This window comes from Aliiroseovarius sp. F20344 (genome assembly GCF_023016155.1).
Classification (GTDB): domain Bacteria; phylum Pseudomonadota; class Alphaproteobacteria; order Rhodobacterales; family Rhodobacteraceae; genus Aliiroseovarius.
Genome location: NZ_JALKBG010000005.1, coordinates 169,699 through 192,249 on the forward strand (window position 1 = coordinate 169,699; position 22,551 = coordinate 192,249).

21 protein-coding genes are annotated in these 22,551 nt (G+C 55.8%); 17 read left to right on the top strand and 4 right to left on the bottom strand.

All coding sequences use genetic code 11. The features are described from left to right. The first annotated feature begins 68 nt into the window (after positions 1–68). The 6 genes from MWU55_RS05060 (at position 69) to MWU55_RS05085 (ending at position 6,450) form a co-directional block, all read left to right on the top strand. Positions 69–716 carry a DUF2161 family putative PD-(D/E)XK-type phosphodiesterase gene (locus MWU55_RS05060; RefSeq protein WP_246934669.1) on the top strand — a complete coding sequence of 216 codons (648 nt, stop codon included), beginning with the start codon at positions 69–71 and terminating at the stop codon, positions 714–716. Positions 717–893: 177 nt separating this feature from the next. Continuing rightward, on the top strand, positions 894–1,967 hold the full coding sequence (locus MWU55_RS05065; RefSeq protein WP_246934670.1) for a cytochrome c peroxidase: 1,074 nt from the start codon (positions 894–896) through the stop codon (positions 1,965–1,967). 138 nt (positions 1,968–2,105) lie between these two features. Further along, positions 2,106–2,393: a co-chaperone GroES gene (locus MWU55_RS05070; RefSeq protein ID WP_246934671.1), complete on the top strand. Its 288-nt coding sequence runs from the start codon at positions 2,106–2,108 to the stop codon at positions 2,391–2,393. 40 nt (positions 2,394–2,433) lie between these two features. Continuing rightward, positions 2,434–4,083, top strand: a complete 1,650-nt coding sequence (gene groL / locus MWU55_RS05075; RefSeq protein WP_246934672.1) for a chaperonin GroEL — start codon at positions 2,434–2,436, stop codon at positions 4,081–4,083. 321 nt (positions 4,084–4,404) lie between these two features. Continuing rightward, a complete protein-coding gene (locus MWU55_RS05080; RefSeq protein WP_246934673.1) occupies positions 4,405–5,541 on the top strand; it encodes a hypothetical protein in 1,137 nt (378 codons plus the stop codon). 153 nt (positions 5,542–5,694) lie between these two features. After that, the gene (locus MWU55_RS05085; protein WP_246934674.1) at positions 5,695–6,450 is read left to right on the top strand and encodes an alpha/beta fold hydrolase; all 756 of its coding nucleotides are present in this window, start codon (positions 5,695–5,697) and stop codon (positions 6,448–6,450) included. 52 nt (positions 6,451–6,502) lie between these two features. Here MWU55_RS05085 and hemN read toward each other — a convergent pair whose 3' ends face one another. Continuing rightward, the gene (hemN, locus tag MWU55_RS05090) at positions 6,503–7,858 is read right to left on the bottom strand and encodes an oxygen-independent coproporphyrinogen III oxidase (protein ID WP_246934675.1); all 1,356 of its coding nucleotides are present in this window, start codon (positions 7,856–7,858) and stop codon (positions 6,503–6,505) included. A gap of 78 nt (positions 7,859–7,936) precedes the next feature. Here hemN and MWU55_RS05095 point away from each other — a divergent pair, with 78 nt between their 5' ends. Further along, complete coding sequence (locus tag MWU55_RS05095) at positions 7,937–8,677, top strand: transcriptional regulator FnrL (RefSeq protein WP_246934676.1); 741 nt, start codon at positions 7,937–7,939, stop codon at positions 8,675–8,677. 20 nt (positions 8,678–8,697) lie between these two features. Here MWU55_RS05095 and MWU55_RS05100 read toward each other — a convergent pair whose 3' ends face one another. Next, complete coding sequence (locus tag MWU55_RS05100) at positions 8,698–9,537, bottom strand: universal stress protein (protein WP_246934677.1); 840 nt, start codon at positions 9,535–9,537, stop codon at positions 8,698–8,700. Between the two features lie 212 nt (positions 9,538–9,749). Between MWU55_RS05100 and ccoN the strand changes: the two genes are divergently transcribed. The 8 genes from ccoN to ccoS all read left to right on the top strand — a co-directional run bounded on the left by ccoN (position 9,750) and on the right by ccoS (position 17,894). Then, positions 9,750–11,351 carry a cytochrome-c oxidase, cbb3-type subunit I gene (gene ccoN, locus MWU55_RS05105; protein WP_246934678.1) on the top strand — a complete coding sequence of 534 codons (1,602 nt, stop codon included), beginning with the start codon at positions 9,750–9,752 and terminating at the stop codon, positions 11,349–11,351. Between the two features lie 14 nt (positions 11,352–11,365). Beyond that, complete coding sequence (gene ccoO, locus MWU55_RS05110) at positions 11,366–12,100, top strand: cytochrome-c oxidase, cbb3-type subunit II (protein WP_246934679.1); 735 nt, start codon at positions 11,366–11,368, stop codon at positions 12,098–12,100. 12 nt (positions 12,101–12,112) lie between these two features. After that, positions 12,113–12,289, top strand: a complete 177-nt coding sequence (locus tag MWU55_RS05115; RefSeq protein ID WP_108857374.1) for a cbb3-type cytochrome c oxidase subunit 3 — start codon at positions 12,113–12,115, stop codon at positions 12,287–12,289. Positions 12,290–12,325: 36 nt separating this feature from the next. Continuing rightward, a complete protein-coding gene (ccoP, locus tag MWU55_RS05120; RefSeq protein WP_246934680.1) occupies positions 12,326–13,198 on the top strand; it encodes a cytochrome-c oxidase, cbb3-type subunit III in 873 nt (290 codons plus the stop codon). Positions 13,199–13,598: 400 nt separating this feature from the next. Then, the gene (ccoG, locus tag MWU55_RS05125; protein WP_246934681.1) at positions 13,599–15,011 is read left to right on the top strand and encodes a cytochrome c oxidase accessory protein CcoG; all 1,413 of its coding nucleotides are present in this window, start codon (positions 13,599–13,601) and stop codon (positions 15,009–15,011) included. Between the two features lie 2 nt (positions 15,012–15,013). Further along, complete coding sequence (locus MWU55_RS05130) at positions 15,014–15,499, top strand: FixH family protein (protein WP_246934682.1); 486 nt, start codon at positions 15,014–15,016, stop codon at positions 15,497–15,499. Between the two features lie 33 nt (positions 15,500–15,532). Then, on the top strand, positions 15,533–17,728 hold the full coding sequence (locus MWU55_RS05135) for a heavy metal translocating P-type ATPase (RefSeq protein WP_246934683.1): 2,196 nt from the start codon (positions 15,533–15,535) through the stop codon (positions 17,726–17,728). 4 nt (positions 17,729–17,732) lie between these two features. Beyond that, entirely contained in the window at positions 17,733–17,894 is a 162-nt protein-coding gene (ccoS, locus tag MWU55_RS05140; RefSeq protein WP_246934684.1) for a cbb3-type cytochrome oxidase assembly protein CcoS, read from the top strand. A gap of 6 nt (positions 17,895–17,900) precedes the next feature. Here the strand turns inward: ccoS and MWU55_RS05145 are convergent, their stop codons facing one another. Beyond that, positions 17,901–18,497, bottom strand: a complete 597-nt coding sequence (locus tag MWU55_RS05145; protein ID WP_246934685.1) for a response regulator transcription factor — start codon at positions 18,495–18,497, stop codon at positions 17,901–17,903. 185 nt (positions 18,498–18,682) lie between these two features. Then, positions 18,683–19,336 carry an arylesterase gene (locus tag MWU55_RS05150; RefSeq protein WP_246934686.1) on the bottom strand — a complete coding sequence of 218 codons (654 nt, stop codon included), beginning with the start codon at positions 19,334–19,336 and terminating at the stop codon, positions 18,683–18,685. 26 nt (positions 19,337–19,362) lie between these two features. Between MWU55_RS05150 and MWU55_RS05155 the strand changes: the two genes are divergently transcribed. Both MWU55_RS05155 and MWU55_RS05160 read left to right on the top strand, forming a co-directional pair. Then, the gene (locus tag MWU55_RS05155; RefSeq protein ID WP_246934687.1) at positions 19,363–20,031 is read left to right on the top strand and encodes an ATP-binding cassette domain-containing protein; all 669 of its coding nucleotides are present in this window, start codon (positions 19,363–19,365) and stop codon (positions 20,029–20,031) included. Then, positions 20,028–22,550: an FtsX-like permease family protein gene (locus MWU55_RS05160; RefSeq protein ID WP_246934688.1), complete on the top strand. Its 2,523-nt coding sequence runs from the start codon at positions 20,028–20,030 to the stop codon at positions 22,548–22,550. The genes MWU55_RS05155 and MWU55_RS05160 overlap by 4 nt, the downstream gene beginning before the upstream one ends. The last annotated feature ends 1 nt before the right edge of the window (position 22,551 follow it).

Here is a 22,551-nt window from a genome sequence, read left to right on the forward strand (position 1 = left end):
GCGCGACCCCTTGCGGATCGCTGGTCCGGACGCGAAACTGAGGGAAATCTGTTCAGGAAAGCCACTAAGTGAGCAAACCCGCCGAAACCGAGCTGTATGCGCCTGTCAAATCGTGGCTTGAAGATTTGGGCTACGAAGTGAAGTCCGAGATCGGACCGGCTGATGTTGTTGCGCTTCGGAATGATGAAGAGCCTGTGATTGTCGAGCTGAAGGCGGGGTTTTCGCTGACGCTGTTGCAGCAGGCGGTGGCGCGACAATCCATTACCGATCTGGTCTATGTGGCTGTACCGCGTTGGAAGGGCAAACCCGGTTGGCGAGCGTTCAAGGGAAATGTCGGATTGTGCAAGCGTTTGGGCTTGGGCGTAGTGTCTGTGCGGCTAAAAGATGGGTTTGTGCAAGTTCACTCTGATCCGATCCCATTTCGGCCAAGAAAATCTAAGGTCAAATCCCGCCGGTTGCTTTCCGAATTTGCTCGACGCGAGGGGGATCCGAATACCGGGGGAACCCGGGGCAAGCTTGTGACAGCCTATCGACAGGACGCCGAGAAGCTTAGGAATCATCTGGCGCAGCATGGTCCCTGTAAGGGGGCTGAAGTTGCGAAGACCACCGGAGTGACACGCGCGACCAATATCATGGCGATCAATCACTATGGCTGGTTCAAGCGGGTCGAGCGTGGTGTTTACGATCTGACAGAAACGGGTCGTGCTGGTGGATAGCTACGTCACGTGACTGTTGCATTTGCGGTGTATTCTCGGAAATGCAATAAATCTGACTAATTTGATCGGAATCAAATTGCGTGACCACAAAAACGCGCTATGAGTGCCGAAAAAAGGAAATCAGACGTGCGCCCATTCATTTCGATAGTTGCCCTTCTGGCTATGTCCTCTCCCGCAATGGCTTTTGATAGCTTGGAGCAGTTGGGCGAAGCACTGTTCTTTGATGTTAATTTGTCAAAGAACCGCACACAGTCCTGCGCAACCTGCCACGATCCGGATTTCGCCTTCGTCGATCCACGAGAAACTGAAGTTGGATCCGCCGTGTCGTTGGGTGATGACGGAGAAAGCCTTGGGGATCGATCAGCCCCCACAGCAGCCTATGCAATGTTCACACCGGGGTTTGAGCAGCTGGACGAAGCTGCATGGCGCGGGGGCATGTTCTGGGATGGTCGGTCTGCTGGCTTGGCAGGGCAGGCGGGTGGCCCGCCCTTGAACCCGATCGAGATGGGTATGCCAGACAAAGCGTCTGTTGTCGTTCGGCTGAAGGAAAACCAAGATTATGTGGATGCGTTTAGCACGCAATTCGGGGACGACATCTGGGCCTCGGACGACGCAGCCTATGACGCAATGACCCAAGCGATTGCGGCGTTTGAAAGCACGTCTCTTTTCGCGCCTTTCGACAGCAAATATGATCGCTTCTTACGGGGGGAAGTTCGGCTGACGGCGGAGGAAGAGCTCGGCCGGGTTTTGTTCACGTCACAGCAATTCACCAACTGTAATTTGTGCCACCAGCTGCGCACGTCACCGATTGCGCAGGACGAGACATTTACAAACTACGAATATCACAACATCGGTGTTCCAAAGAATTTGGTCGTCCGCGAAGCAAACGGTGTCAAAAGTCCGGATCTTGGGCTGCAGGCAAACCCAAGCGTAGACAGCCCAAAAGCCGCAGGGCGGTACAAAGTGCCCACACTGCGCAACGTCGCGGTGACGGGGCCGTATATGCACAACGGCGTGTTTGAAGACCTTCGAACAGTTGTCTTGTTTTACAACAAGTACAACACCACCAGCCCCGATCGGCAGATCAATCCGGAAACGGGAAAGAACTGGGCGATGCCAGAAATTCCACAAAATCTCTCGGTCATGGTGCTGACCGAAGGCCCGGCGCTGGATGATAGACGTATTGATGCTTTGGTTGCGTTTATGAAGACGCTTACCGATCAGCGGTATGAACATTTGCTTGAGGAGTGAAGGGTTTGCTGCATTGCGGCAACGAATTTCCACCCCACTTTGTTGACTCCCCCTTTTCGCACCCCTAACTATGCGCCGTTAGCACTCGCATTAGGTGAGTGCTAAAGGAACGTTAACTGAGCTTAGGGAGCTTAGAATATGGCTTTTACCCCGCTACATGACCGCGTGCTTGTTCGCCGCGTTGAGAGCGACGAAAAAACCGCTGGCGGTCTGATCATTCCGGACAGTGCCAAGGAAAAACCCGCAGAAGGTCTGGTTGTGGCCGTAGGCGCTGGCGCTAAGGACGACGATGGCGATCGTATCGCTATGGACGTCAAAGAAGGCGACAAGATCCTTTTCGGCAAATGGTCGGGCACTGAAATCACCATCGACGGTGAAGAGCTGCTGATCATGAAAGAATCCGACATCATGGGCATTCTTGCCTGATCGTCTGACTGAATTACACGATTTTACTGGAGTAAGCTAAATGGCTGCTAAGGACGTAAAGTTCGACACCGATGCCCGCAATGCAATGCTGCGTGGCGTTAATATCCTTGCTGACGCTGTCAAAGTGACCTTGGGCCCGAAAGGCCGCAACGTGGTTCTGGACAAGTCGTTCGGCGCACCCCGCATCACCAAAGACGGTGTATCGGTTGCCAAAGAGATCGAGCTGGAAGACAAGTTCGAAAACATGGGCGCGCAGATGGTCAAAGAAGTGGCTTCGCGCACCAATGACGAAGCTGGCGACGGCACCACCACTGCTACTGTTCTGGCCCAAGCGATTGTTCGCGAAGGTCTGAAGCAGGTCGCAGCTGGCCTGAACCCGATGGACCTGAAGCGCGGCATCGACCTGGCAACTGCCAAGGTTGTTGAAGGCATCAAAGCCTCGGCGCGTCCCGTTGCGGACAGCGACGAAGTTGCGCAGGTTGGTACCATCTCGGCCAACGGCGAAGCTGAAATCGGCCAACAGATCGCAGACGCGATGCAAAAAGTTGGCAACGAAGGTGTTATCACTGTTGAAGAAAACAAGGGTCTGGAAACCGAGACCACTGTAGTTGAAGGCATGCAGTTCGACCGCGGCTACCTGTCGCCTTACTTCGTGACCAACCCTGACAAGATGATAGCTGATCTGGACGACTGTCTGGTTCTGCTGCACGAGAAGAAACTTTCGTCGCTGCAGCCGATGGTTCCGCTGTTGGAGCAAGTGATCCAGTCGCAAAAACCGCTTCTGATCATCGCAGAAGATGTTGAAGGCGAAGCGCTGGCGACTCTGGTTGTTAACAAACTGCGCGGCGGCCTGAAAATCGCTGCTGTTAAGGCTCCGGGTTTCGGCGATCGTCGTAAAGCCATGCTGCAAGACATCGCGATCCTGACCGGCGGTCAAGTGATCTCGGAAGATCTGGGCATGAAGCTTGAATCGGTCACCATGGACATGCTGGGTTCGGCTAAGAAAATCGAAATCACCAAAGACGAAACCACCATCGTCGACGGTGCTGGCGAGAAAGCCGAAATCGAAGCACGCGTTACTCAGATTCGCGCCCAAGCTGAAGAAACCACCTCGGATTACGACCGTGAGAAGCTGCAAGAGCGTGTTGCCAAACTGGCAGGCGGTGTTGCTGTGATCCGTGTTGGCGGCATGACCGAAGTTGAAGTGAAAGAGCGTAAAGACCGTGTGGACGATGCTCTGAACGCGACCCGCGCTGCTGTGCAAGAAGGCGTTATCGTTGGTGGTGGTGTTGCTCTGGTTCAGGCTGGCAAAGCGCTGGAAGGTTTGGAAGGTGCAAACTCTGACCAGAACGCTGGTATTGTCATCGTACAGAAAGCCATCGAAGCGCCTCTGCGTCAGATCGCTGAGAACGCTGGTGTAGACGGTGCGGTTGTTGCGGGCAAAGTCCGCGAGAGCGACGACACGTCGTTCGGTTTCAACGCTCAGACCGAAGAATATGGCGATATGTTCTCGTTCGGCGTGATTGACCCAGCCAAAGTGGCCCGTACCGCTCTGGAAGATGCAGCTTCGGTTGCAGGCCTTCTGATCACCACGGAAGCCATGGTTGCTGACAAGCCGGCTAAAGAAGGCGCAGCTGCTGGCGGCATGCCCGACATGGGCGGCATGGGCGGCATGGGCGGCATGATGTAAACTGAATTCCGTCAGGAATTCGGCTGCGTCAGGTGAATTCTCACCCGAGAAATCACCGAAAGCCTACTGCAGAGAAAATTCTACCAAGTCTGGTAGTGCAAAGGCCTCCATCTGGGGGCCTTTGTTGCGTTCAGGCGTTGCGACTCCAGTTAGAGCGTCAATGTAAAAACTTGATGACCATCGCAGCTCGCGCTCTCCAATATCCGCCGCAAACAACCTCAAAGTGCATTGCGCATAGAAATCTTGATTATCTCCCTTACAATTAGATCGACAGCTCTTATGTTAAGGGTAGTAACATTAATTCAATGGCGGGGGACAGCCATGCTTCGATCCATATTTCTAATATTAGCCTCTCTTCTAACGCTGCCAGCGCACGCGCAAGAGGAATACCGCTTCGCCGATGACGCTTATATCGCCGGGGACAATGTAACTTTGTCTGGCAACGCGGTGGATGACGCTTTCGTTGCGGGCAACACCGTCGTCATTTCCGCGCCGGTTGAAGGCAGCGCACATGCTGGCGGGCGGTCGGTGTCGATCTCTGGTCCGGTTGGGCAAAGCCTTTATGCGGCAGGTATGAATGTCAGCGTATCCGCGCCAGTTGGTGGTGATGCGCAGATGTTGGGGGATACGGTGCTGGTCACGGCTCCTGTTTCAGGCGATCTGCGTATTGCAGCGCAACGCGCCGAAATCACGGCCCCCATTGGGGAAAGCGCTTTGATTGCGGCTGAGCATATCTTGCTGACAGAAGCGATTGCCGGTGATGCGAGCATCTCGACCAAATCCGTGAGCTTTGGTGAAAACGCGCGCATTGAAGGCACGCTTTACATCTACGCTGAAGACGCAGACGATATCGTTATTCCGGCGCATGTCGCTCCGCCCGAGCGGATTGAACGTCATGATGCGGATGATTTTGACCCAACAGCGGACCCAGAAGGGGGCGCTACAGTTCAGCCAGAATCTGGCGGCTGGGCGTCGTGGTTTGGAGGTAAGGTCAGTTCGATCTTGATCCTGACGGCTTTGGCAACCTTGATTGCTGCGATGGCGCCAGCGTTCCTGATGAACCTGCGCGAGCGGACGCTTGAGACACCGATGCGCGCGCTGTGGATGGGGTTCCTGTCTATCTCGGCTGTGGCGGGTTCGCTGTTTCTGTTTGCCCTGACCGGATACGGCATTTTGCTTATCCCGGCTTCGATAATCCTGGCGCTGCTCTTGGGCATCGCGGGCTACGTGATCGGCACCTATATCCTTGGTGTCGGAGTGCTGGGTGTGATGAGCCGGCCGCTTCCTGAAACGCTGGGCGAGCGTGCGATTGCAGCACTGATAGGAGCCGTTGCAATCACAATTATGGCAATGATCCCTGTGATCGGATGGTTGGCTGTATTGGCTGTTGCGATTGCTGGAGCAGGTGCCTTGATCATCCGGTGGTTTGCACCGGGGTTCCATACCGAGATCCGGTAAGCCAATCAAAAAGAACACAACGCCCTCTGCCAAAAGCAGGGGGCGTTTGTTGTTACTGCTCCTGAAGTTTCCACGTGCGCTAAGAATTGCCAGTCACTGGGGCGTGGCGTCATGTCACTCGAAACTCCGCGTTGTTGTGACTATCTAAACCGCATGAGATTGATATTCGGCTTCTCAATTCTTGCTTTGCTTAGCAGCATGTTGCCTGCCCGTGCAGACTGCGTGGTGATGCTGCATGGCCTTGCACGATCTCCATCTTCGCTTTGGGTGATGGAAGAGACGCTTGAAGCAGAAGGCTATCAAGTTGTGAACCTTGGCTATCCTTCAACCTCTGCCGAAATCTCAGTTCTGGTGAATGAGGCTATTCCGCCTGCGATCCAGGCCTGTGGAGACGACAAGATTCATTTTGTTACCCACTCGATGGGAGGCATTTTGGCGCGCGTGTGGCTTGAAACAAACCGTCCCGCCAAAATGGGTCGCGTTGTGATGCTGGCGCCTCCTAATCAGGGGTCGGAATTGGTGGATGAGTTCGCAGGGCTTGAACCGTTCGAATGGCTTAACGGACCTGCCGGATTGCAATTGGGCACCGATAAAGACTCGGTTCCCAATCAGGTTGGATTTCCACGGTTTGAGCTTGGTGTGATTGCAGGAAACCGATCGCTGAACCCCATCTATTCAGCGATCATCGAAGGGGCTGATGACGGGAAAGTCTCGGTCGAGAGCACGCGCATTAAAGGCATGGATGACCATATCACTTTGCCTGTGACCCATACGTTCATGATGGTGAACCCGCTGGTGATCGCACAGGTCGAAAACTTCCTACGCGAAGGCGCGTTTGAGCATGGGTTAACTTTGGCACAGGTGCTTGATCGCATCGCTGTCGAAGCGGGCTATCGCAAAAAGAACTGAAGCGTCGCGTAGGCAGCTCAGGGCGACCAAAAACCAAATCGAGCTTGATTGATCAGACTGCCTGACTGTGACCGCTTTCGTTCACTTCATACGCATCGAAATGCCTTGCAATCATCCGCGCCAAGGGCCGTGCATGATCTTCAATGGACAATGTATTACCATCCAGCTTGGTTGTGCCCGGCAGGACGTTTTCAAGCCCATCCACCCAGCCGTGGAAGGTTTCAATTGGCAAATCAAGCTCGGCTGACAAAGCATCAAAGTCCGCGCGGAAATAGCAAAGCAGCTCTTCAATCACGCGCCCGCGGGAGATGTCATCGCCCGTAAAGGCGTGACCTTTCGCGGCAGCCAGTTTTCCGTCACGCGCTGCGGCTTGATACTTCGCGGTGGCGGGTTCGTTCTGAACATATCCTTGCGGGTAGCGTGCAATCGAACTGGCGCCAATGCCCATCAGCACTTCGGACACATCTTCAGTATACCCTTGGAAGTTTCGTTTCATGGTGCCCGCGTTATGCGCCTTGGCCAAGCCGTCGGACGGAAGGGCGAAGTGATCAATGCCGATCTCGTCATATCCGTTGGCGACAAACAGATCGCGAGCGGTGTTGTAAAGCTCCAACCGTTCTTCTGCAGACGGAAGCGCTTCGGTCGGGATCAGCGTCTGACGGCGCGCCATCCAAGGCACATGTGCGTATCCAAACAGTGCCACGCGGTCCGGACCAAGGCTGATCAGTTTCTCAACAGAATCCGTTATCCGCGCTGCATTCTGGTGGGGAAGCCCATAAAGGATGTCCATGTTCAGACTCTCGATGCCGCGGGTCCGCAGTCCATCAACAGCTTCTTTTGTGATTTCGTAGCTTTGAGGGCGTCCGATCACCTCTTGGATCATGGGGTCGAAATCCTGCACGCCAATTGACGCCCGGTTCATCCCCGCCTTTGCCAACGCATCCAAACGGACCCCGTCAACTTCAGAGGGGTCGATCTCGACTGAAAATTGTGCGCCATCGGCAAGAGGCATTGTGTCCAAAATAGCCTTGGTCAGATCGGTGATCATCTCGGGTTGCAATAGCGTCGGCGTGCCGCCACCCCAGTGCAGATGTTCGATCTCGATCCCCTGGGCCAAAAGGGCTTTGATGGTTGCAAGCTCTTGTTTCAAGCTTTCGACATACGCAGCTACAGGCTCGGCAGTTGATGTGCCTTGTGTCCGGCAGGCACAAAACCAGCATAAGCGTCGGCAGAACGGAATGTGGACGTAAAGCGAAACCTTGTTGCCTGCTGGGATCGCACTGATCCAGTTTGCAAGTGTCTCGGATCCGAAACCAGCCTTGAAATGTGGCGCGGTCGGATAACTTGTGTAACGGGGCACGCGCGCGTCAAAAAGACCAAGGCGTTTGAGTTGCGTAAGTGTATGCATTCGAATACGCTGTAACACCAAATGCGCAACATACTTTGATCAGGATCAAAGCAGGATACTTATCTTGTTTAGGAAGCCATGAACCATTCAAGTTTCAACTCCAGAGATTGCGGAACGTGTCCGATTCGCCATCGGGCCGTCTGTTCACGGTGTGAGCCGGATGAGTTGGAGCATCTGGATGAAATTAAGTATTACCGCACCTACGAAGCGGGTCAGCCAGTCATTTGGGCCGGCGATCCGATGGAATTCGTTGCTAGTGTGGTGACAGGCATCGCCACGCTGAGCCAAACCATGGAAGACGGCCGGACACAGATGGTTGGGTTGCTTTTGCCTTCCGACTTTATCGGTCGTCCGGGTCGGGAAATCGCCCCGTTTGATGTGGTGGCCGTCACGGATCTGACCCTGTGCTGTTTCCGCAAAAAACCGTTCGAAGATCTGATGGGGTCCACTCCGTCAATCGGCACGCGTTTGTTACAGATGACATTGGACGAACTGGACAGTGCGCGGGAATGGATGCTTGTACTGGGCCGCAAAACTGCGCGTGAGAAGATTGCCAGCCTTCTTTTGATCATCGCGCGCCGGGATGCAGCGCTTTACAAACGTTTGCCCGCGGATGGAATGGCGTTTGATCTTCCTTTGACCCGTGAAGCCATGGCGGACTATTTGGGACTGACGCTGGAAACGGTAAGCCGTCAGATATCGGCCTTGAAGAAGTCAGGTGTTATTCAGCTGCAGGGTAAGCGCCAGGTACACATCCCCGATCTGCAAAGACTCGTGTCTGAGACCGGGGATGATTTGGATGGCGGTCCAATCTTTTAACGCCGAATGCGTCGTATGGCTTAGTGCGCCATAAGGACAGGAACCGCAGCAATTTCAAGCATATGCCGGGTGGCTCCGCCCAAAATGGATTCGCGGAATCGCGAATGACCATAGGCGCCCATGACAATCAGATCAGCGTTCTTATCGCTTGCATGTCGGTTCAGGATATCCGCCACGCGAGGCATGGTTTTTGCAAGGACTGATACCTCGGCCCGAACGCCGTGACGCGCCAACATCTGGCTGAGAGCACCCCCGGGGTCGGATCGCTCCGGTCCGTGTTCTGGTGGATCAATGATCGCAATGGAAACCGTATCAGCAGCTTGCAGAAATGGCATGGCTGCACGGATTGCGCGCAACGACTCAGAGCTTTCATTCCATGCGATGACCACGTTCGATGGGCATTGCTCGAGGGAAACCTCATCCGGCAATACCAACACAGGAACGCCACCATCGAACATTGCGCTTTCGATGACGGCCTCGGATTCGTGGCCGCGCCCTTCGCCATAGGGTCGCGGTAAGACGACCAGATCAGCGAATCTGCTACGATGCGCGACAACGTGGTTCAGAGTGACAGATTGCGTCGCCACAGCGGTTGATGACCACGGAAGGACGTTTGACGCGAGAATTTGCCTGACTTCAGCCTCAAGGGCTTCGGTGTTTTCGCGGACTTGCGCCAGATTGTCCTGAATCATCATTGCGGATGCTCCAGCATAGTAAAACCCTTGCTGAGAAGGGTCGATGCCCAAGCAAACTGCTTCAAGATGGGCGTCAAATCGCTCGGATAAACAGCGCGCTGTGTCCAGTGCAGGACGGTAGGGTGCGTTTTCCGAGATGATCGTCATAATGGTCTTGTAGTTCATATCAGGCCTCCAGACGGTGTTATCTGAGGGTGCCAAGGCTTTGCCTGCGACGCTTTGACATGGGTCAATTGATGAATTCTGCCCGGGTGCGGCAAGTTTTGACATGGATCAAAGCGAAGCGTGGGGGTTAAGTCCAAACCGACACAAGTCGAAAGATGCCCCGAGTCTATTTTGGGTCGAGTGGGCATATGACAATGACGAAGGGACGCAAAATGTGGGATTACCTCAAATTGGCGATCTACGGCCTGCTTGCAGTGCTGGCCGCAATCGCCGCAAGCTATGCCCGCGACGTAGCCTACCAAGTACACGCAGTTTTGGTGGTTTTGATCGCGGCAGGCCTGTTCGTTTACACGCTTCGCGGCGTGGGGGACGAAAAGGTCGTTGAAACCGGATATATGGATGGGCCTGTTCGCGTGGGCGTCGCCTTGACCGCCTTCTGGGGCGTGGTGGGCTTCTTGGTCGGGACGTTTATTGCGTTCCAGCTGGCCTTTCCGGACCTGAACTTTGCCTGGGCTGATGGCTATCTGAACTTTGGCCGCCTGCGCCCACTGCACACCTCTGCAGTGATTTTTGCATTTGGTGGTACGGCTCTGATCTCCAGCTCGTTTTATGTTGTGCAGCGCACATCAGGAGCGCGCCTTTGGGGCGGCAATCTGGCTTGGTTCGTTTTCTGGGGATATCAGATTGTAATCCTGCTGGCTGCGACCGGCTATTTGCTGGGTGCAACACAGTCGAAAGAATACGCTGAACCCGAATGGTACACTGACCTGTGGCTGACAATTGTCTGGGTTGCTTACCTTCTGGTGTTCATGGGCACTCTGATGAAGCGGAAAGAGCCGCACATCTATGTGGCTAACTGGTTTTACCTGTCCTTCATCGTCACCATCGCGATGTTGCACGTTGTGAACAACCTGAGCATTCCGGTCTCGATCTTCGGTTCGAAATCAGTTCAGCTTTTCGCCGGTGTGCAAGACGCGATGACGCAGTGGTGGTATGGCCACAACGCAGTTGGCTTCTTCCTGACCGCTGGTTTCCTGGGCATGATGTACTACTTCGTACCGAAGCAGGCTGAACGCCCGGTCTTCTCGTACAAGCTGTCGATCATCCACTTCTGGGCTCTGATCTTCCTGTACATCTGGGCTGGTCCGCACCACCTTCACTACACCGCTCTGCCGGATTGGGCATCGACCCTTGGCATGGTGTTCTCGATCGTACTGTGGATGCCCAGCTGGGGTGGTATGATCAACGGTCTGATGACCCTGTCTGGCGCGTGGGACAAACTGCGCACCGACCCGGTTATCCGTATGATGGTTGTGTCCATCGGCTTCTACGGCATGTCGACTTTTGAGGGACCGATGATGTCGATCCGCGCCGTAAACTCGCTGTCGCACTACACTGACTGGACCATTGGCCACGTACACTCTGGTGCTCTTGGCTGGAACGGTATGATCACCTTCGGGATGCTGTACTTCCTGGTCCCCAAACTGTGGAACCGCGCAGGCCTGTACAGCCAGAAACTGGTAAGCTGGCACTTCTGGCTCGCCACCATCGGTATCGTGCTCTACGCCGCTTCGATGTGGGTAACCGGTATTATGGAAGGCCTGATGTGGCGTGAAGTCGATGCGCAAGGTTTCCTTGTGAACTCGTTCGCTGACACCGTTGCTGCCAAGTTCCCGATGTATGTGGTTCGCGGCCTGGGTGGGGTTCTGTTCCTCGGCGGTGCAGTGATCATGTGCTACAACCTCTGGATGACCGTGAAGCGTGCACCGGCTGCTGAAGCAGCAGGCGACGCAACTGCGGCACCGGCAGAATAAGGAGGGAATGACTGATGGGAATTCTCGACAAACACGTCGTTCTTGAAAAGAACGCAACGCTTCTTCTGGTCGGTAGCCTTTTGGTTGTCACCGTGGGTGGCATCGTAGAGATCGCACCGCTCTTCTACCTCGAAAACACGATCGAGGATGTGGAAGGTGTGCGCCCCTACTCGCCGCTCGAGCTTGAGGGTCGGAACATCTATATCCGCGAGGGCTGCTATGTCTGTCACTCGCAGATGATCCGCCCGATGCGCGACGAAGTTGAGCGTTACGGCCACTACAGCCTTGCGGCTGAAAGCCAGTACGACCACCCGTTCCAGTGGGGCTCCAAGCGGACAGGTCCGGACCTTGCCCGCGTCGGTGGCCGCTACTCGGACGAATGGCATGTGGACCACTTGGTGGATCCGCAGTCGGTTGTGCCGGAATCGGTGATGCCGAAATACGCTTTCCTTTTGGATAAGTTGATCGAGCCGAAATACATCCAGGATGTGATGAAGACGAACCGGATCGTAGGTGTACCTTACACCGACGAGCAGATCGCAAATGCGGAAGCAGACTGGCTTAGCCAAGCTGATCCCGATGGCGACAATTCGGACGTCGATGCGCTTCTGGCACGTTATCCGAAGGCGCAAGCACGCAACTTCGATGGCAAGCCGGGTGTGTCCGAGATGGATGCTTTGGTCGCCTATATGCAGATGTTGGGTACTCTGGTCGACTTCTCGACCTTCACACCTGACGCAAGCCGGTAAGGAGTAGGGATGATGGACACCTATGGCATTATGCGAGCCTTCGCAGACAGCTGGTTCCTGATTGCAATGTTCGCCTTTTTCGTAGGGGCAGCACTGTTTGCGTTCCGCCCGGGATCGAACAAGGTCCACAAGGACATTGCGAACATCCCCTTCCGCCATGAAGACAAACCTGCCGGTGACCGGGACTGATGTCCTCGGGCGCTCAGCTCAAAAGGAGTTGCGGCAATGAGTAAAAAACCTGTTGAAAAGAAAGAGCCTGAAACGACGGGCCACGAATGGGACGGCATTCAGGAGTTTAACAATCCGCTGCCTCGTTGGTGGGTCTGGGTGTTCTACCTGACCATTATCTGGGGTGTTTGGTACACCATCGCCTATCCCGCATGGCCGCTGATCAAAGGGGCCACCGCTGGCTACCTTGGTTTCTCGACCCGTGCCGAAGTTGCGGAAGAAATTGACCGCTTCAAAGGCATGAACAGCGAACTTGAGGCGCAGTTGGCGTCCGCTGATCTGACCGCGCTGACCCAAGGGTCTGACCTGCACAACTACGCCATTCAGTCGGGTCGTGCGACCTTCGCGACTTGGTGTTCGCAGTGTCACGGTTCGGGTGCAGCTGGCAACGTTGGCTACCCCAATCTCTTGGACAATGACTGGCTTTGGGGCGGTTCGCTGGAAGACATCCAGATGACGATCGCCCACGGCATTCGGTCTGAAGATGACGAAGACACGCGGTATTCGGAAATGCCCGCATTCGGTGACGACTATCTAAGCGATGAAGAAATCGCACAGGTTGTGGCCTATGCCATGTCACTGTCGCCGGTGACCAAGGATGCGGCTGACATGACATTGGTCAAGGCTGGCGCAGTTGTTTTCGAAGACAATTGCTCGTCCTGCCACATGGAAGACGGAACGGGCGACCGTGCGCAAGGCGCGCCGAACCTGACCGACGCCATCTGGCTGTTCGGCGAGGACAAAGACACAATCACCTCGATCGTGTCAGAAGGCCCCTATGGCGTCATGCCGGCCTGGAAAGGCAAGCTGACTGACAGCCAAATCAATGCTGTGTCGGCCTATATCCACCAGCTGGGCGGCGGCGAATAAGCCACCGGCTCTGGCCAAAGAACTTTGCCCACGCGCATCCGCGCTGGGGCAGCCCAAGATCCGGGGCCTCACTCCCCGGTCAAAGGCACCGACCTCTGATCCTGTTCGCGCGTTTCTCCGAGGTCGGTGCCGACAAATTAGAAACCCGGGTGCGTTGCGCCCGGGTTTTTTGTTGAGACCTGATGGCCAGTGCGACTCACTGGTTCTGGTGAAAGGTGCGCTATAACGCCACCTGCGACCAGTTGGCACTGCGACACTGTGCAAACTCGTCGTTGCACAAGGGTTTAGATACTCAAGCAATGCAGATCTGCCAAAATGTCTTTTGATCCACATCAAGGCTATGATCTGGAATTATTCTTACTTGAATAACCTAGCGAAACACAGGATCCGAGAAACAGTCATGACTGACGCCCCCGAACAGCTATACGCCCCGCGCGAGCCAATTTTCCCCAAACGGGTAAAGGGCACATTCCGTAGCCTTAAATGGTGGATTATGGGGATTACGCTTGGGATCTACTATCTCGCCCCTTGGATCCGCTGGGATCGCGGGCCAAATTTGCCGGATCAGGCGATCTTGGTGGATATGGCAAGCCGTCGTTTCTTCTTTTTCTGGATCGAGATTTGGCCGCATGAATTCTACTTCATTGCGGGTCTGCTCATCATGGCAGGGCTTGGGTTGTTCCTTTTCACGTCGGCTGCAGGCCGGGTATGGTGCGGATATGCCTGTCCGCAGACCGTGTGGACCGACCTGATGATCCTTGTGGAACGCTGGATTGAAGGCGACCGGAACGCACGGATCCGTCTGCATCGACAGAAATGGGATGCCGAGAAGATCCGCAAACGTATCATCAAATTCACGGCGTGGATGCTGATCGCAGTCGCCACTGGTGGTGCATGGGTGTTCTATTTTGCCGATGCTCCGACGCTTTTGATGGATTTGGTAACCGGTCAAGCGCACCCCTTGGCTTATTCAACGATCTTGGTTTTGGCGCTGACGACGTTCTTCTTCGGCGGTATCGCACGGGAACAGATCTGTATTTATGCCTGTCCGTGGCCCCGTATTCAGGCCGCGATGATGGATGAAGACACCATCACAATTGCCTATCGTGAGTGGCGCGGAGAGCCGCGCGGCAAAGGCAAGAACCGCGATGATCTGGGCGATTGCATTGACTGTAATGCATGTGTGAACGTCTGCCCGATGGGGATCGACATTCGAGACGGTCAACAGCTGGAATGCATCACCTGTGCACTGTGTATCGATGCCTGCGACGAGATGATGGACAAGGTCGGAAAAGAACGCGGCCTGATCGATTATCTGGCGCTGAAAGACGAAGCATATGAACGTGCCGGGAACACAAAAATCCCTGTGATGAAGCACCTGATGCGTCCGCGCACCATTCTGTATACTTCGCTTTGGGCGCTTGTCGGGGTGGCTCTGACCGTGGCCTTGTTCGCCCGTCCCAAGGTGGACGTCACAATTCGCCCCGTACGTAACCCAACTTATGTGACGCTGGCCGATGGCTCAATCCGCAACACCTATGACGTGGGTGTGCGCAACCGGCACGGCGAAGAATGGCCCTATTACTTCACGCTGACCGATGGCAGCCCGCTGACGGTAGAACTGGAAGGCAGCGACAAACTTGTGCTAGTAGCTCCGCCTGACACTGAGGCCAAACAACGTGTCTACGTAATTGCGCCTCCGGGTTCGGAACCTGCCAAACTGGACCGTACGGATTTGCGTCTGTGGGTTGTGGATGGCGTCACCGGGGATCGTGCCCACCTTGATACGATCTTCAATGGAAGAGGGCGTTAAGTATGGTTGATCAGTCTCAGAAGAAAGAGTTCGAACTGACGGGCAAACATGTTTTGGCCATCGTGGTCACGGCGTTTTCGATCATTATCGGTGTGAATATTTTCATGGCTTATTCGGCCGTGGGAACCTTCCCTGGGCTCGAGACCAAGAACTCATATGTCGCCAGCCAGAAATTTGACGCCCAACGCGCAGCGCAAGAGGCGCTGGCTTGGGACGTCTCAGCCCGGATCGAGGGCGAGACGCTGTTTCTGGACATCAAAGATGCGAACGGCGATCCCGTTGCTGTCTCGTCGCTTTACGGCCTTTTGGGGCGGGCGACCCATGTGAATGAAGACCAAGAGCCAGACTTCAGCCAAAGCTCGACAGGTGCCTATGTCGCCCAAGTCGGCAAGCTGGGGGAAGGCAATTGGAACCTGCGCATGAATGCGGTGGCGGAAGATGGCACCACATTCCAACAACGCATCCCGATCTATCTGAAGGCCAATTAGGCCTTCACCTAACGCGCGAACAAGGAACACATTATGGCTGCTCCGATCTCTGCCTGTCCGGCGTGTGACGCTGCCCCTCTTGCGGAAGAGCAAGCGGGCAAGGGCTATCGCGGCAATGGCATGGAAGCGAAGCGGATCATGCTGTCGCTGCCCCAGATCTATTGTGCGGCCTGTATCGCGGGTGTTGAGCGTGGTTTGGCTAAGCAGGACGGTGTGCGCGCGGCGCGCGTGAACCTGACCTTGAAACGTGCTGTTGTGGATGTGGATCCAAATGTCGAAGCCCAGGACTTGGCTGACTATCTGACCGGAGTTGGGTTTGAAGCATACGAGCTTGATCCGGGGCAGTTGACCGCGACTGCCACTGATAAACACGGCAAAGATCTTTTGATGCGTTTGGGCGTATCTGGCTTTGCCATGATGAACGTGATGCTGCTGAGTGTTGCGGTCTGGTCCGGTGCCACAGACGCAACGCGGGATCTGTTCCACTGGATCAGTGCGGGCATTGCCATACCGACAGTTGGGTTTTCAAGCCAAGTGTTCTTCCGGTCGGCTTGGTCGGCCTTGAAAGTGCGCCGCCTGAACATGGATGTGCCGATTTCACTCGCTATCCTTCTGGCGCTGGGCATGTCGATTTACGAGACGATGAACTCAGGTGAGCATGCGTATTTTGACGCGGCCCTGTCGCTAACTTTCTTCCTTCTGGCGGGCCGTTACCTGGACTACCGCACCCGCGCTGTTGCCCGGTCTGCCGCTGAGGAGCTGGCCGCGTTGGAAGTCCCGCGAGCTCTGCGCGTCATTGATGGCCAAGCCGATGAACAGGTTCCCGTATCCGAGTTGGAGCCGGGGCAGATCGTGCGCGTCGTTCCCGGATCCCGTGTGCCTGTAGACGGCATCGTGACTGGCGGCGAAAGCGAGCTGGACCGCTCTCTTCTGACCGGTGAAAGCCTACCTGTGGCCGCGTCACCCGACAGCATTGTCTCGGCGGGTGAAGTCAACCTGACCGGCCCCCTGACAGTGCGCGTGACCGCCGCCGGGCGTGACAGCTCGCTGCACCGGATGGCGGATCTGGTTGCCATCGCCGAAACCGCGCGCAATCGTTACACGTCGCTGGCTGACAAAGCCGCTGCTGTCTATGCGCCGGTCGTGCATCTGCTGTCCTTCGCGGCCTTCTTGTTTTGGTTCTGGTATTCCGGCGACTGGCGCATGTCGATGAATATCGCGGTGGCCACTCTGATTATTACCTGTCCTTGTGCGCTGGGCCTTGCTGTTCCGGCCGTGACCACAGCGGCGTCGGGTCGCTTGTTTAAACAGGGCATGTTGTTGAAATCAGCCACGGCAATGGAGCGTCTGGCCGAGGTTGATCATGTCGTGTTCGATAAAACCGGCACTCTGACAGAAGGCAAACCCGCGCTGGATGCGCAGAGCCGTCATAAACCGCGCGATCTTGAAATCGCTCTGGCGCTGGCCGAAGGCTCCAGCCACCCGCTGGCGCAGTCCCTAACCCAAGCCGCCCGTACCGCTGGGATACAGCCAGCCGAAGTGGCGCAAGTCACCGAAGTGCCGGGTAAGGGCATCGAAGGGCAGTGGAACGGAAAAACCGTCCGCCTAGGCCGTGCCGAGTGGCTGGGGGCAAACGCTGTTGGGCAGACGGCCACATATCTGTCGATTTCGGGTGCCAAGCCAGTGGCCTTCACGTTCACTGACGCGCTGCGTCCAGGGGTTGAAGAAGCTGTCACCGCCCTGAAGGCCAAGGGAATGGGCGTCACGCTGATTTCAGGTGATGTGCCAGCCGCTGTGGCTGATATTGCTGGCCGCGTGGGTGTCGAAGACTGGAAGGCTGACACTCTGCCAGAAGACAAGGCCGAGTTCGTGGCTCGTCTAGGCAAATCTGGTCGCAAGGTTCTGATGGTTGGCGACGGTCTGAATGACACCGCTGCCTTGGCTGCGGCGCATGTCTCGATCTCGCCCGCGTCCGCGCTCGAGGCCGCTCGCGTGGTGTCGGACATCGTGCTTCTGGGCAAATCAATGGAGCCGCTGGCTGGTGCAATCGATATGTCAAAATCGGCCACCCGCCGTATCAAAGAAAACTTTGCGATTGCTGCCGGCTATAATGCCATCGCTATCCCGATTGCCTTGATGGGATTCGCCACGCCTTTGGCTGCAGCCCTTGCCATGTCGACCTCATCAGTGACAGTGTCATTGAACGCGCTGCGTTTGAAGAAAGGCTAGGCTGATGAACGTCCTTGTATACCTGATCCCTATATCTCTGCTTTTGGGCGGGCTGGGTCTGGCTGCGTTCTTCTGGACTTTAAAGACGGAACAATACGACGATCCAGACGGGGATGGTCAGCGCATTCTCAGTGATCGGTGGGACGACGAACCGCCTGAGGGTTGAGCCGGGTCAAACCAAGTCGTTGCGCAATGCAATCATGGCGGCGTGCGTGCGGTTCTTTGCACCCAGTTTATTGATGATGGCGCGCATATGCATCTTCACCGTGACTTCCTGAATGCCAAACATATGTGCGATCTCTTTGTTTTGCTGCCCCTCGCACAAAGAGGTCAGAATTTGAAGTTCGCGGCGCGAAAGCCCGGTTGTATCTTGTTTTAGATCTGGCTTGGCTTGTTTAGGATAGACCATCATCCCAAGGTCTTCGTCAATCAGGGTCAAAATGCTAGCGAGCGCTTTGTCGGAAAGCTCGACTGGCGCTCCGGCACAGATACCAGTTCGCAGCGCATGACGAGCGAGGTCCACGTCTTGTTTGGGTAAAAGCAGCACAACCGCCAATTTCTTTTTGCGGCGGCAAAGCTTCTCGACCGTTTTCAGACCGCCAAGGTCCGCTAGGCGGAAGTCGATGATGACGCAGTTGTATTCCGGAGGGTTCTCAAGCGCGGCCAAAGCTTTTTGCATAGTGTCAAACCCAGCTGGGGCTGGCATGCCACATATGTCTGCAGCCGTAAGAGCCTTGCGCTGTAGCGCAGGATCGTCTGAGGCGATCATTATCTTCAAAATGGCGCTCCGCACCTTCGCATCGGGCCTAGGCCCAAGCTGCTACAACGGGTCGTCAGATTGGCACAGTCAGAAAACCCCGCATAGGTGTCTCAAGGGATAGGTTTTGTTAATCTTGGCCAACCGTCAGAGACTACTCGATGACACGTTCAACCACTCATTGCGGGATCTGAGATTTACGGCATTAAGGATACCACGGAAGGGGCCATTTTGTCCACTATTCTCGCGACTCCCTGCTTGTTGGGGTGCAGCCCATCCGCTTGAAGATAAAGGCGTCGAGCATCTGCAAACGATCCGGCTGCGGTAATTCCCTCTAGGAAATTCGGAAACAGATCCACGCTGAATTCTTGAGCTAGATCCTGATATACATTTTCAAAATCTGTACGGTATCCATCGCCGAAGTTTGAGGATGCCAGAACGCCAATCAACAGGGTGCGAATGCCCTTTGCCTCAAGTTCGGTCAGGATCGCAGAAAGGTTGCGCCGCGTTTCATCAGGAGAGATGCCGCGCAGCATGTCATTACCGCCCAAAGCGACCAGAGCAAAATCTACCTCATCTGTCAGGATCCATCCAAGTCGCGCAGCACCACCGGCCGAGGTGTCACCAGACACGCCCGCATTGATCACCTGAACATCCAACCCTTGTTTGGTTAGCGCAGCTTGAAGTTGCGGTACAAAACCGTCCCCCAACGGAAGTCCGTATCCTGCGGTCAGGCTGTCCCCTAAGGCCAAAATTGTCGTAGTTTCGGCCTGAGCGGTACCCATCATGAAAACGGATAGAACTAACCCCTTGAGACCGCGCAGCAAAACCCCATATGCACTCGATACCATGCTATTCTCCTAAAGAAGGTCCGCTTATGACGACCCCGGTTCTTTCACTGCGCGATGTGCGCCTGACGCTCGGCAATAATGCAGGCCGGACCGAGATCCTCAAGGGCATTGACCTAAATGTGACCGCGGGTGAGACATTGGGGCTAACAGGACCTTCTGGTTCGGGCAAGTCATCGCTTTTGATGTTGATGGGTGGGTTGGATCGGGCGACTGGCGGTTCGGTTAAGGCTTTGGGTGAAGATCTTGGGTCCATGAACGAAGACCAGCTGGCCCGGTTCCGCCGCGATCATATGGGGGTTGTGTTCCAGTCCTTCCACCTGATCCCGACCATGACTGCGTTGGAAAACGTGGCAACGCCCTTGGAACTCGCCGGAAATTCCGACGCATTTGAGCTGGCCACGCAGGAGCTGGAAGCCGTTGGTTTGGCGCATCGCCTTCATCACTACCCCAGTCAGATGTCTGGGGGGGAGCAACAACGCGTTGCCTTAGCGCGGGCCGCTGCGCCGCGTCCTGAAATTCTTCTGGCAGATGAACCCACCGGCAACCTGGATGGCACCACGGGGGCTGCGATCATGGATCTGCTCTTTGGTCTTCGGGATCGGCACGGATCGACATTGATCCTTGTGACCCACGCCCCGGAACTTGCCGAGCGCTGCGACCGCATCGTCCATATTCAAGATGGGCAGCTTGCATGACCCATAGCGTTGCGATGGCATGGCGACTGACCCGTCGGGAATTGCGCGGCGGTATCAAAGGATTTCGCATCTTCCTTGCGTGTTTAATCCTTGGGGTCGCTGCGATTGCTGCTGTCGGATCAGTGCGCGAGGCTTTGCGCGCTGGATTGTCCAGCCAAGGGGCGGTTTTGCTGGGGGGCGATGCGTCGGTCTCGTTCACATATCGCTTCGCTGAAGACAGCGAACTGGAGCTTTTAACCGACACTGCCGAGGTGCTATCTGCAATCGCAGATTTCCGGTCGATGATTGTGGTTGGGGACGAGCGTGCATTGACGCAGGTGAAGGCGGTGGATGATGCCTATCCGCTTTATGGTCGCGCGGAGCTAGACCCACCAATGCCATTGGCCACGGCGCTGGATGGTTCAAACGGGCAGCCGGGCATTGTGCTTGATGATCTATTGATTGATCGTCTTGGTTTGCAGATTGGAGACACCCTGACAGTGGGTGAGGTGCCTTTTGTTCTGATGGCCGAACTGGTCAGCGAGCCAGACAATGCCACAGCAGGTTTTGGGCTGGGTCCGCGGTCTATCCTGCGACGCTCGGCGCTTGAAGGCTCCAGCCTTCTGTCCGAAGGTACACTGTTTGACAGCCATTATCGCATGCGTTTGACCACAGGTGGTATCGATCAAGCCTTTGCGGAGCTTATGCCGAAACTGGAAGCGAACGGAGCACGTTGGCAAGATGCCCGCAACGGGGCACCGGGAATGCGGCGTTTGATCGATCGATTGGGGGCTTTCTTGGTCTTGGTTGGGCTGGCAGGACTTGCTGTTGGCGGCGTCGGGATTTCGGCGGCCATCCGATCTTATCTTGATGAGAAAACCGGAACGATCGCGATCCTGCGCGCTTTGGGGGCAGAGCGGCGCGTGATCTTCCTGACTTACTTTCTGCAGATCGGCATTCTAACGCTGGTGGGATTGGCGCTGGGTGTTGCTCTTGGTGCTTTGATCCCTGTTGTGATGGTGCCCATGATTGCGCAATCGCTTCCGATTTCAGCCGAGCTAACACTGTATCCCGGCCCCTTGGCGGAAGCCACGCTCTACGGCGTTTTGGCCGCTTTGCTGTTCACGTTGTGGCCTCTTGCCAGAACAGAAGAGGTGAAGGCCGCTGATCTGTTTCGCGATGCGGCATTGGGGTCAAATCGGCTTCCACGCCCGCTGTTCATTGGCTTATGCGTCGGCATTCTGGCCCTTTTGGTTTGGGTTGCAGCGAAACTCTCGGGCATGGAAGCGCTCGCGATGTGGAGCTTCATTGGATTGGGTGGCGCCTTTGCCACGCTGGTCCTGACCGGCATTGCTGTACGGTTCGCGGCGCGCTGGCTGGGGCACCGCAAACTCCTGCGTCGTGTTCCCACAATGCGCATGGCATTCACCGCGGTTGGTGGCCCCGGGGGCGAAGCCGGGGCGGTTGTTCTGTCACTTGGCCTTGGGTTGGCGGTGCTGGCTGCGGTGGGGCAGATCGACAACAATTTACGCGGTTCGATTTCGCGCGACCTTCCCGATGTGGCGCCAAGTTTCTTCGTGGTGGATATTCAGCCTGATCAGATTGATGCCGTGAAAGATCGTTTAGAAAGCGACCCCTTCGTCAGCCGTATCGATACGGCCCCCATGCTGCGCGGCATCATCACCAAGATCAACGATCGCCCCGCACGCGAGGTGGCAGGAGGGCATTGGGTTGTTCAGGGTGACCGGGGCCTGACTTATTCGGCGCAACCCACGCGCACCACCGTGGTCGACGGGGAATGGTGGCCTGAGGATTATCAAGGCCCGCCGCAAATTAGTTTCGCTGCAGAAGAAGCACGCGAGATGGGGATTGGCATCGGGGATAAGCTGACCATCAACATTCTCGGTCGGGATATCACGGGCGATATTACTTCACTGCGTGAAGTCGACTTTAGCCAAGCAGGTATGGGGTTTGTGCTGACCATGAACCCCTCCGCACTGGCAGGGGCACCGCATAGCTATATCGCGACGATTTACTCCGAGAAGGAAGGCGAAGCCGCGATCTTGCGCGATCTTGGCAATGCCCATCCAAACATCACGCTAATCTCAGTTCGCGATGCAATCACCCAGATCACCGGGCTGATGGGACAAGTGGCGGCGGCGATCACCTATGGTGCATTGGCAACTTTGGTCACTGGGTTTGTTGTGCTGATGGGGGCCGCCGCCGCAGGTGAACGGGCACGCACTTACGAGGCAGCTATTTTGAAAACCCTTGGCGCGACACGTGCTGGCATCTTGCTGAACTTCGCAATCCGCTCGGCCGTGTTGGGGGCTGCGGCGGGTGTCGTGGCGGTGGCCGCAGGAGGCGTCGCCGGTTGGGCCGTCACCCACTACATCATGGAAGAGAGTTTCGTCTTTGACCTGCCAAATGCGCTTGCCATCGTGATGGGTGGGGTCTTTGCCACAGTGATCGCCGGGATGCTTTTCGCATTCCGACCGCTCTCGACCAAACCCGCGCGAGTGTTGCGGGCTCGGGAATAAC

Coding starts and splice junctions, on each gene's coding strand:
- MWU55_RS05065 (WP_246934670.1), top strand. CDS start 894: ATGGCTTTTGATAGCTTGGAGCAGTTGGGCGAAGCACTGTTCTTTGAT.
- MWU55_RS05070 (WP_246934671.1), top strand. CDS start 2,106: ATGGCTTTTACCCCGCTACATGACCGCGTGCTTGTTCGCCGCGTTGAG.
- groL (WP_246934672.1), top strand. CDS start 2,434: ATGGCTGCTAAGGACGTAAAGTTCGACACCGATGCCCGCAATGCAATG.
- MWU55_RS05080 (WP_246934673.1), top strand. CDS start 4,405: ATGCTTCGATCCATATTTCTAATATTAGCCTCTCTTCTAACGCTGCCA.
- MWU55_RS05085 (WP_246934674.1), top strand. CDS start 5,695: ATGAGATTGATATTCGGCTTCTCAATTCTTGCTTTGCTTAGCAGCATG.
- hemN (WP_246934675.1), bottom strand. CDS start 7,858: ATGCATACACTTACGCAACTCAAACGCCTTGGTCTTTTTGACGCGCGC.
- MWU55_RS05095 (WP_246934676.1), top strand. CDS start 7,937: ATGAACCATTCAAGTTTCAACTCCAGAGATTGCGGAACGTGTCCGATT.
- MWU55_RS05100 (WP_246934677.1), bottom strand. CDS start 9,537: ATGAACTACAAGACCATTATGACGATCATCTCGGAAAACGCACCCTAC.
- ccoN (WP_246934678.1), top strand. CDS start 9,750: ATGTGGGATTACCTCAAATTGGCGATCTACGGCCTGCTTGCAGTGCTG.
- ccoO (WP_246934679.1), top strand. CDS start 11,366: ATGGGAATTCTCGACAAACACGTCGTTCTTGAAAAGAACGCAACGCTT.
- MWU55_RS05115 (WP_108857374.1), top strand. CDS start 12,113: ATGGACACCTATGGCATTATGCGAGCCTTCGCAGACAGCTGGTTCCTG.
- ccoP (WP_246934680.1), top strand. CDS start 12,326: ATGAGTAAAAAACCTGTTGAAAAGAAAGAGCCTGAAACGACGGGCCAC.
- ccoG (WP_246934681.1), top strand. CDS start 13,599: ATGACTGACGCCCCCGAACAGCTATACGCCCCGCGCGAGCCAATTTTC.
- MWU55_RS05130 (WP_246934682.1), top strand. CDS start 15,014: ATGGTTGATCAGTCTCAGAAGAAAGAGTTCGAACTGACGGGCAAACAT.
- MWU55_RS05135 (WP_246934683.1), top strand. CDS start 15,533: ATGGCTGCTCCGATCTCTGCCTGTCCGGCGTGTGACGCTGCCCCTCTT.
- ccoS (WP_246934684.1), top strand. CDS start 17,733: ATGAACGTCCTTGTATACCTGATCCCTATATCTCTGCTTTTGGGCGGG.
- MWU55_RS05145 (WP_246934685.1), bottom strand. CDS start 18,497: ATGATCGCCTCAGACGATCCTGCGCTACAGCGCAAGGCTCTTACGGCT.
- MWU55_RS05150 (WP_246934686.1), bottom strand. CDS start 19,336: ATGGTATCGAGTGCATATGGGGTTTTGCTGCGCGGTCTCAAGGGGTTA.
- MWU55_RS05155 (WP_246934687.1), top strand. CDS start 19,363: ATGACGACCCCGGTTCTTTCACTGCGCGATGTGCGCCTGACGCTCGGC.
- MWU55_RS05160 (WP_246934688.1), top strand. CDS start 20,028: ATGACCCATAGCGTTGCGATGGCATGGCGACTGACCCGTCGGGAATTG.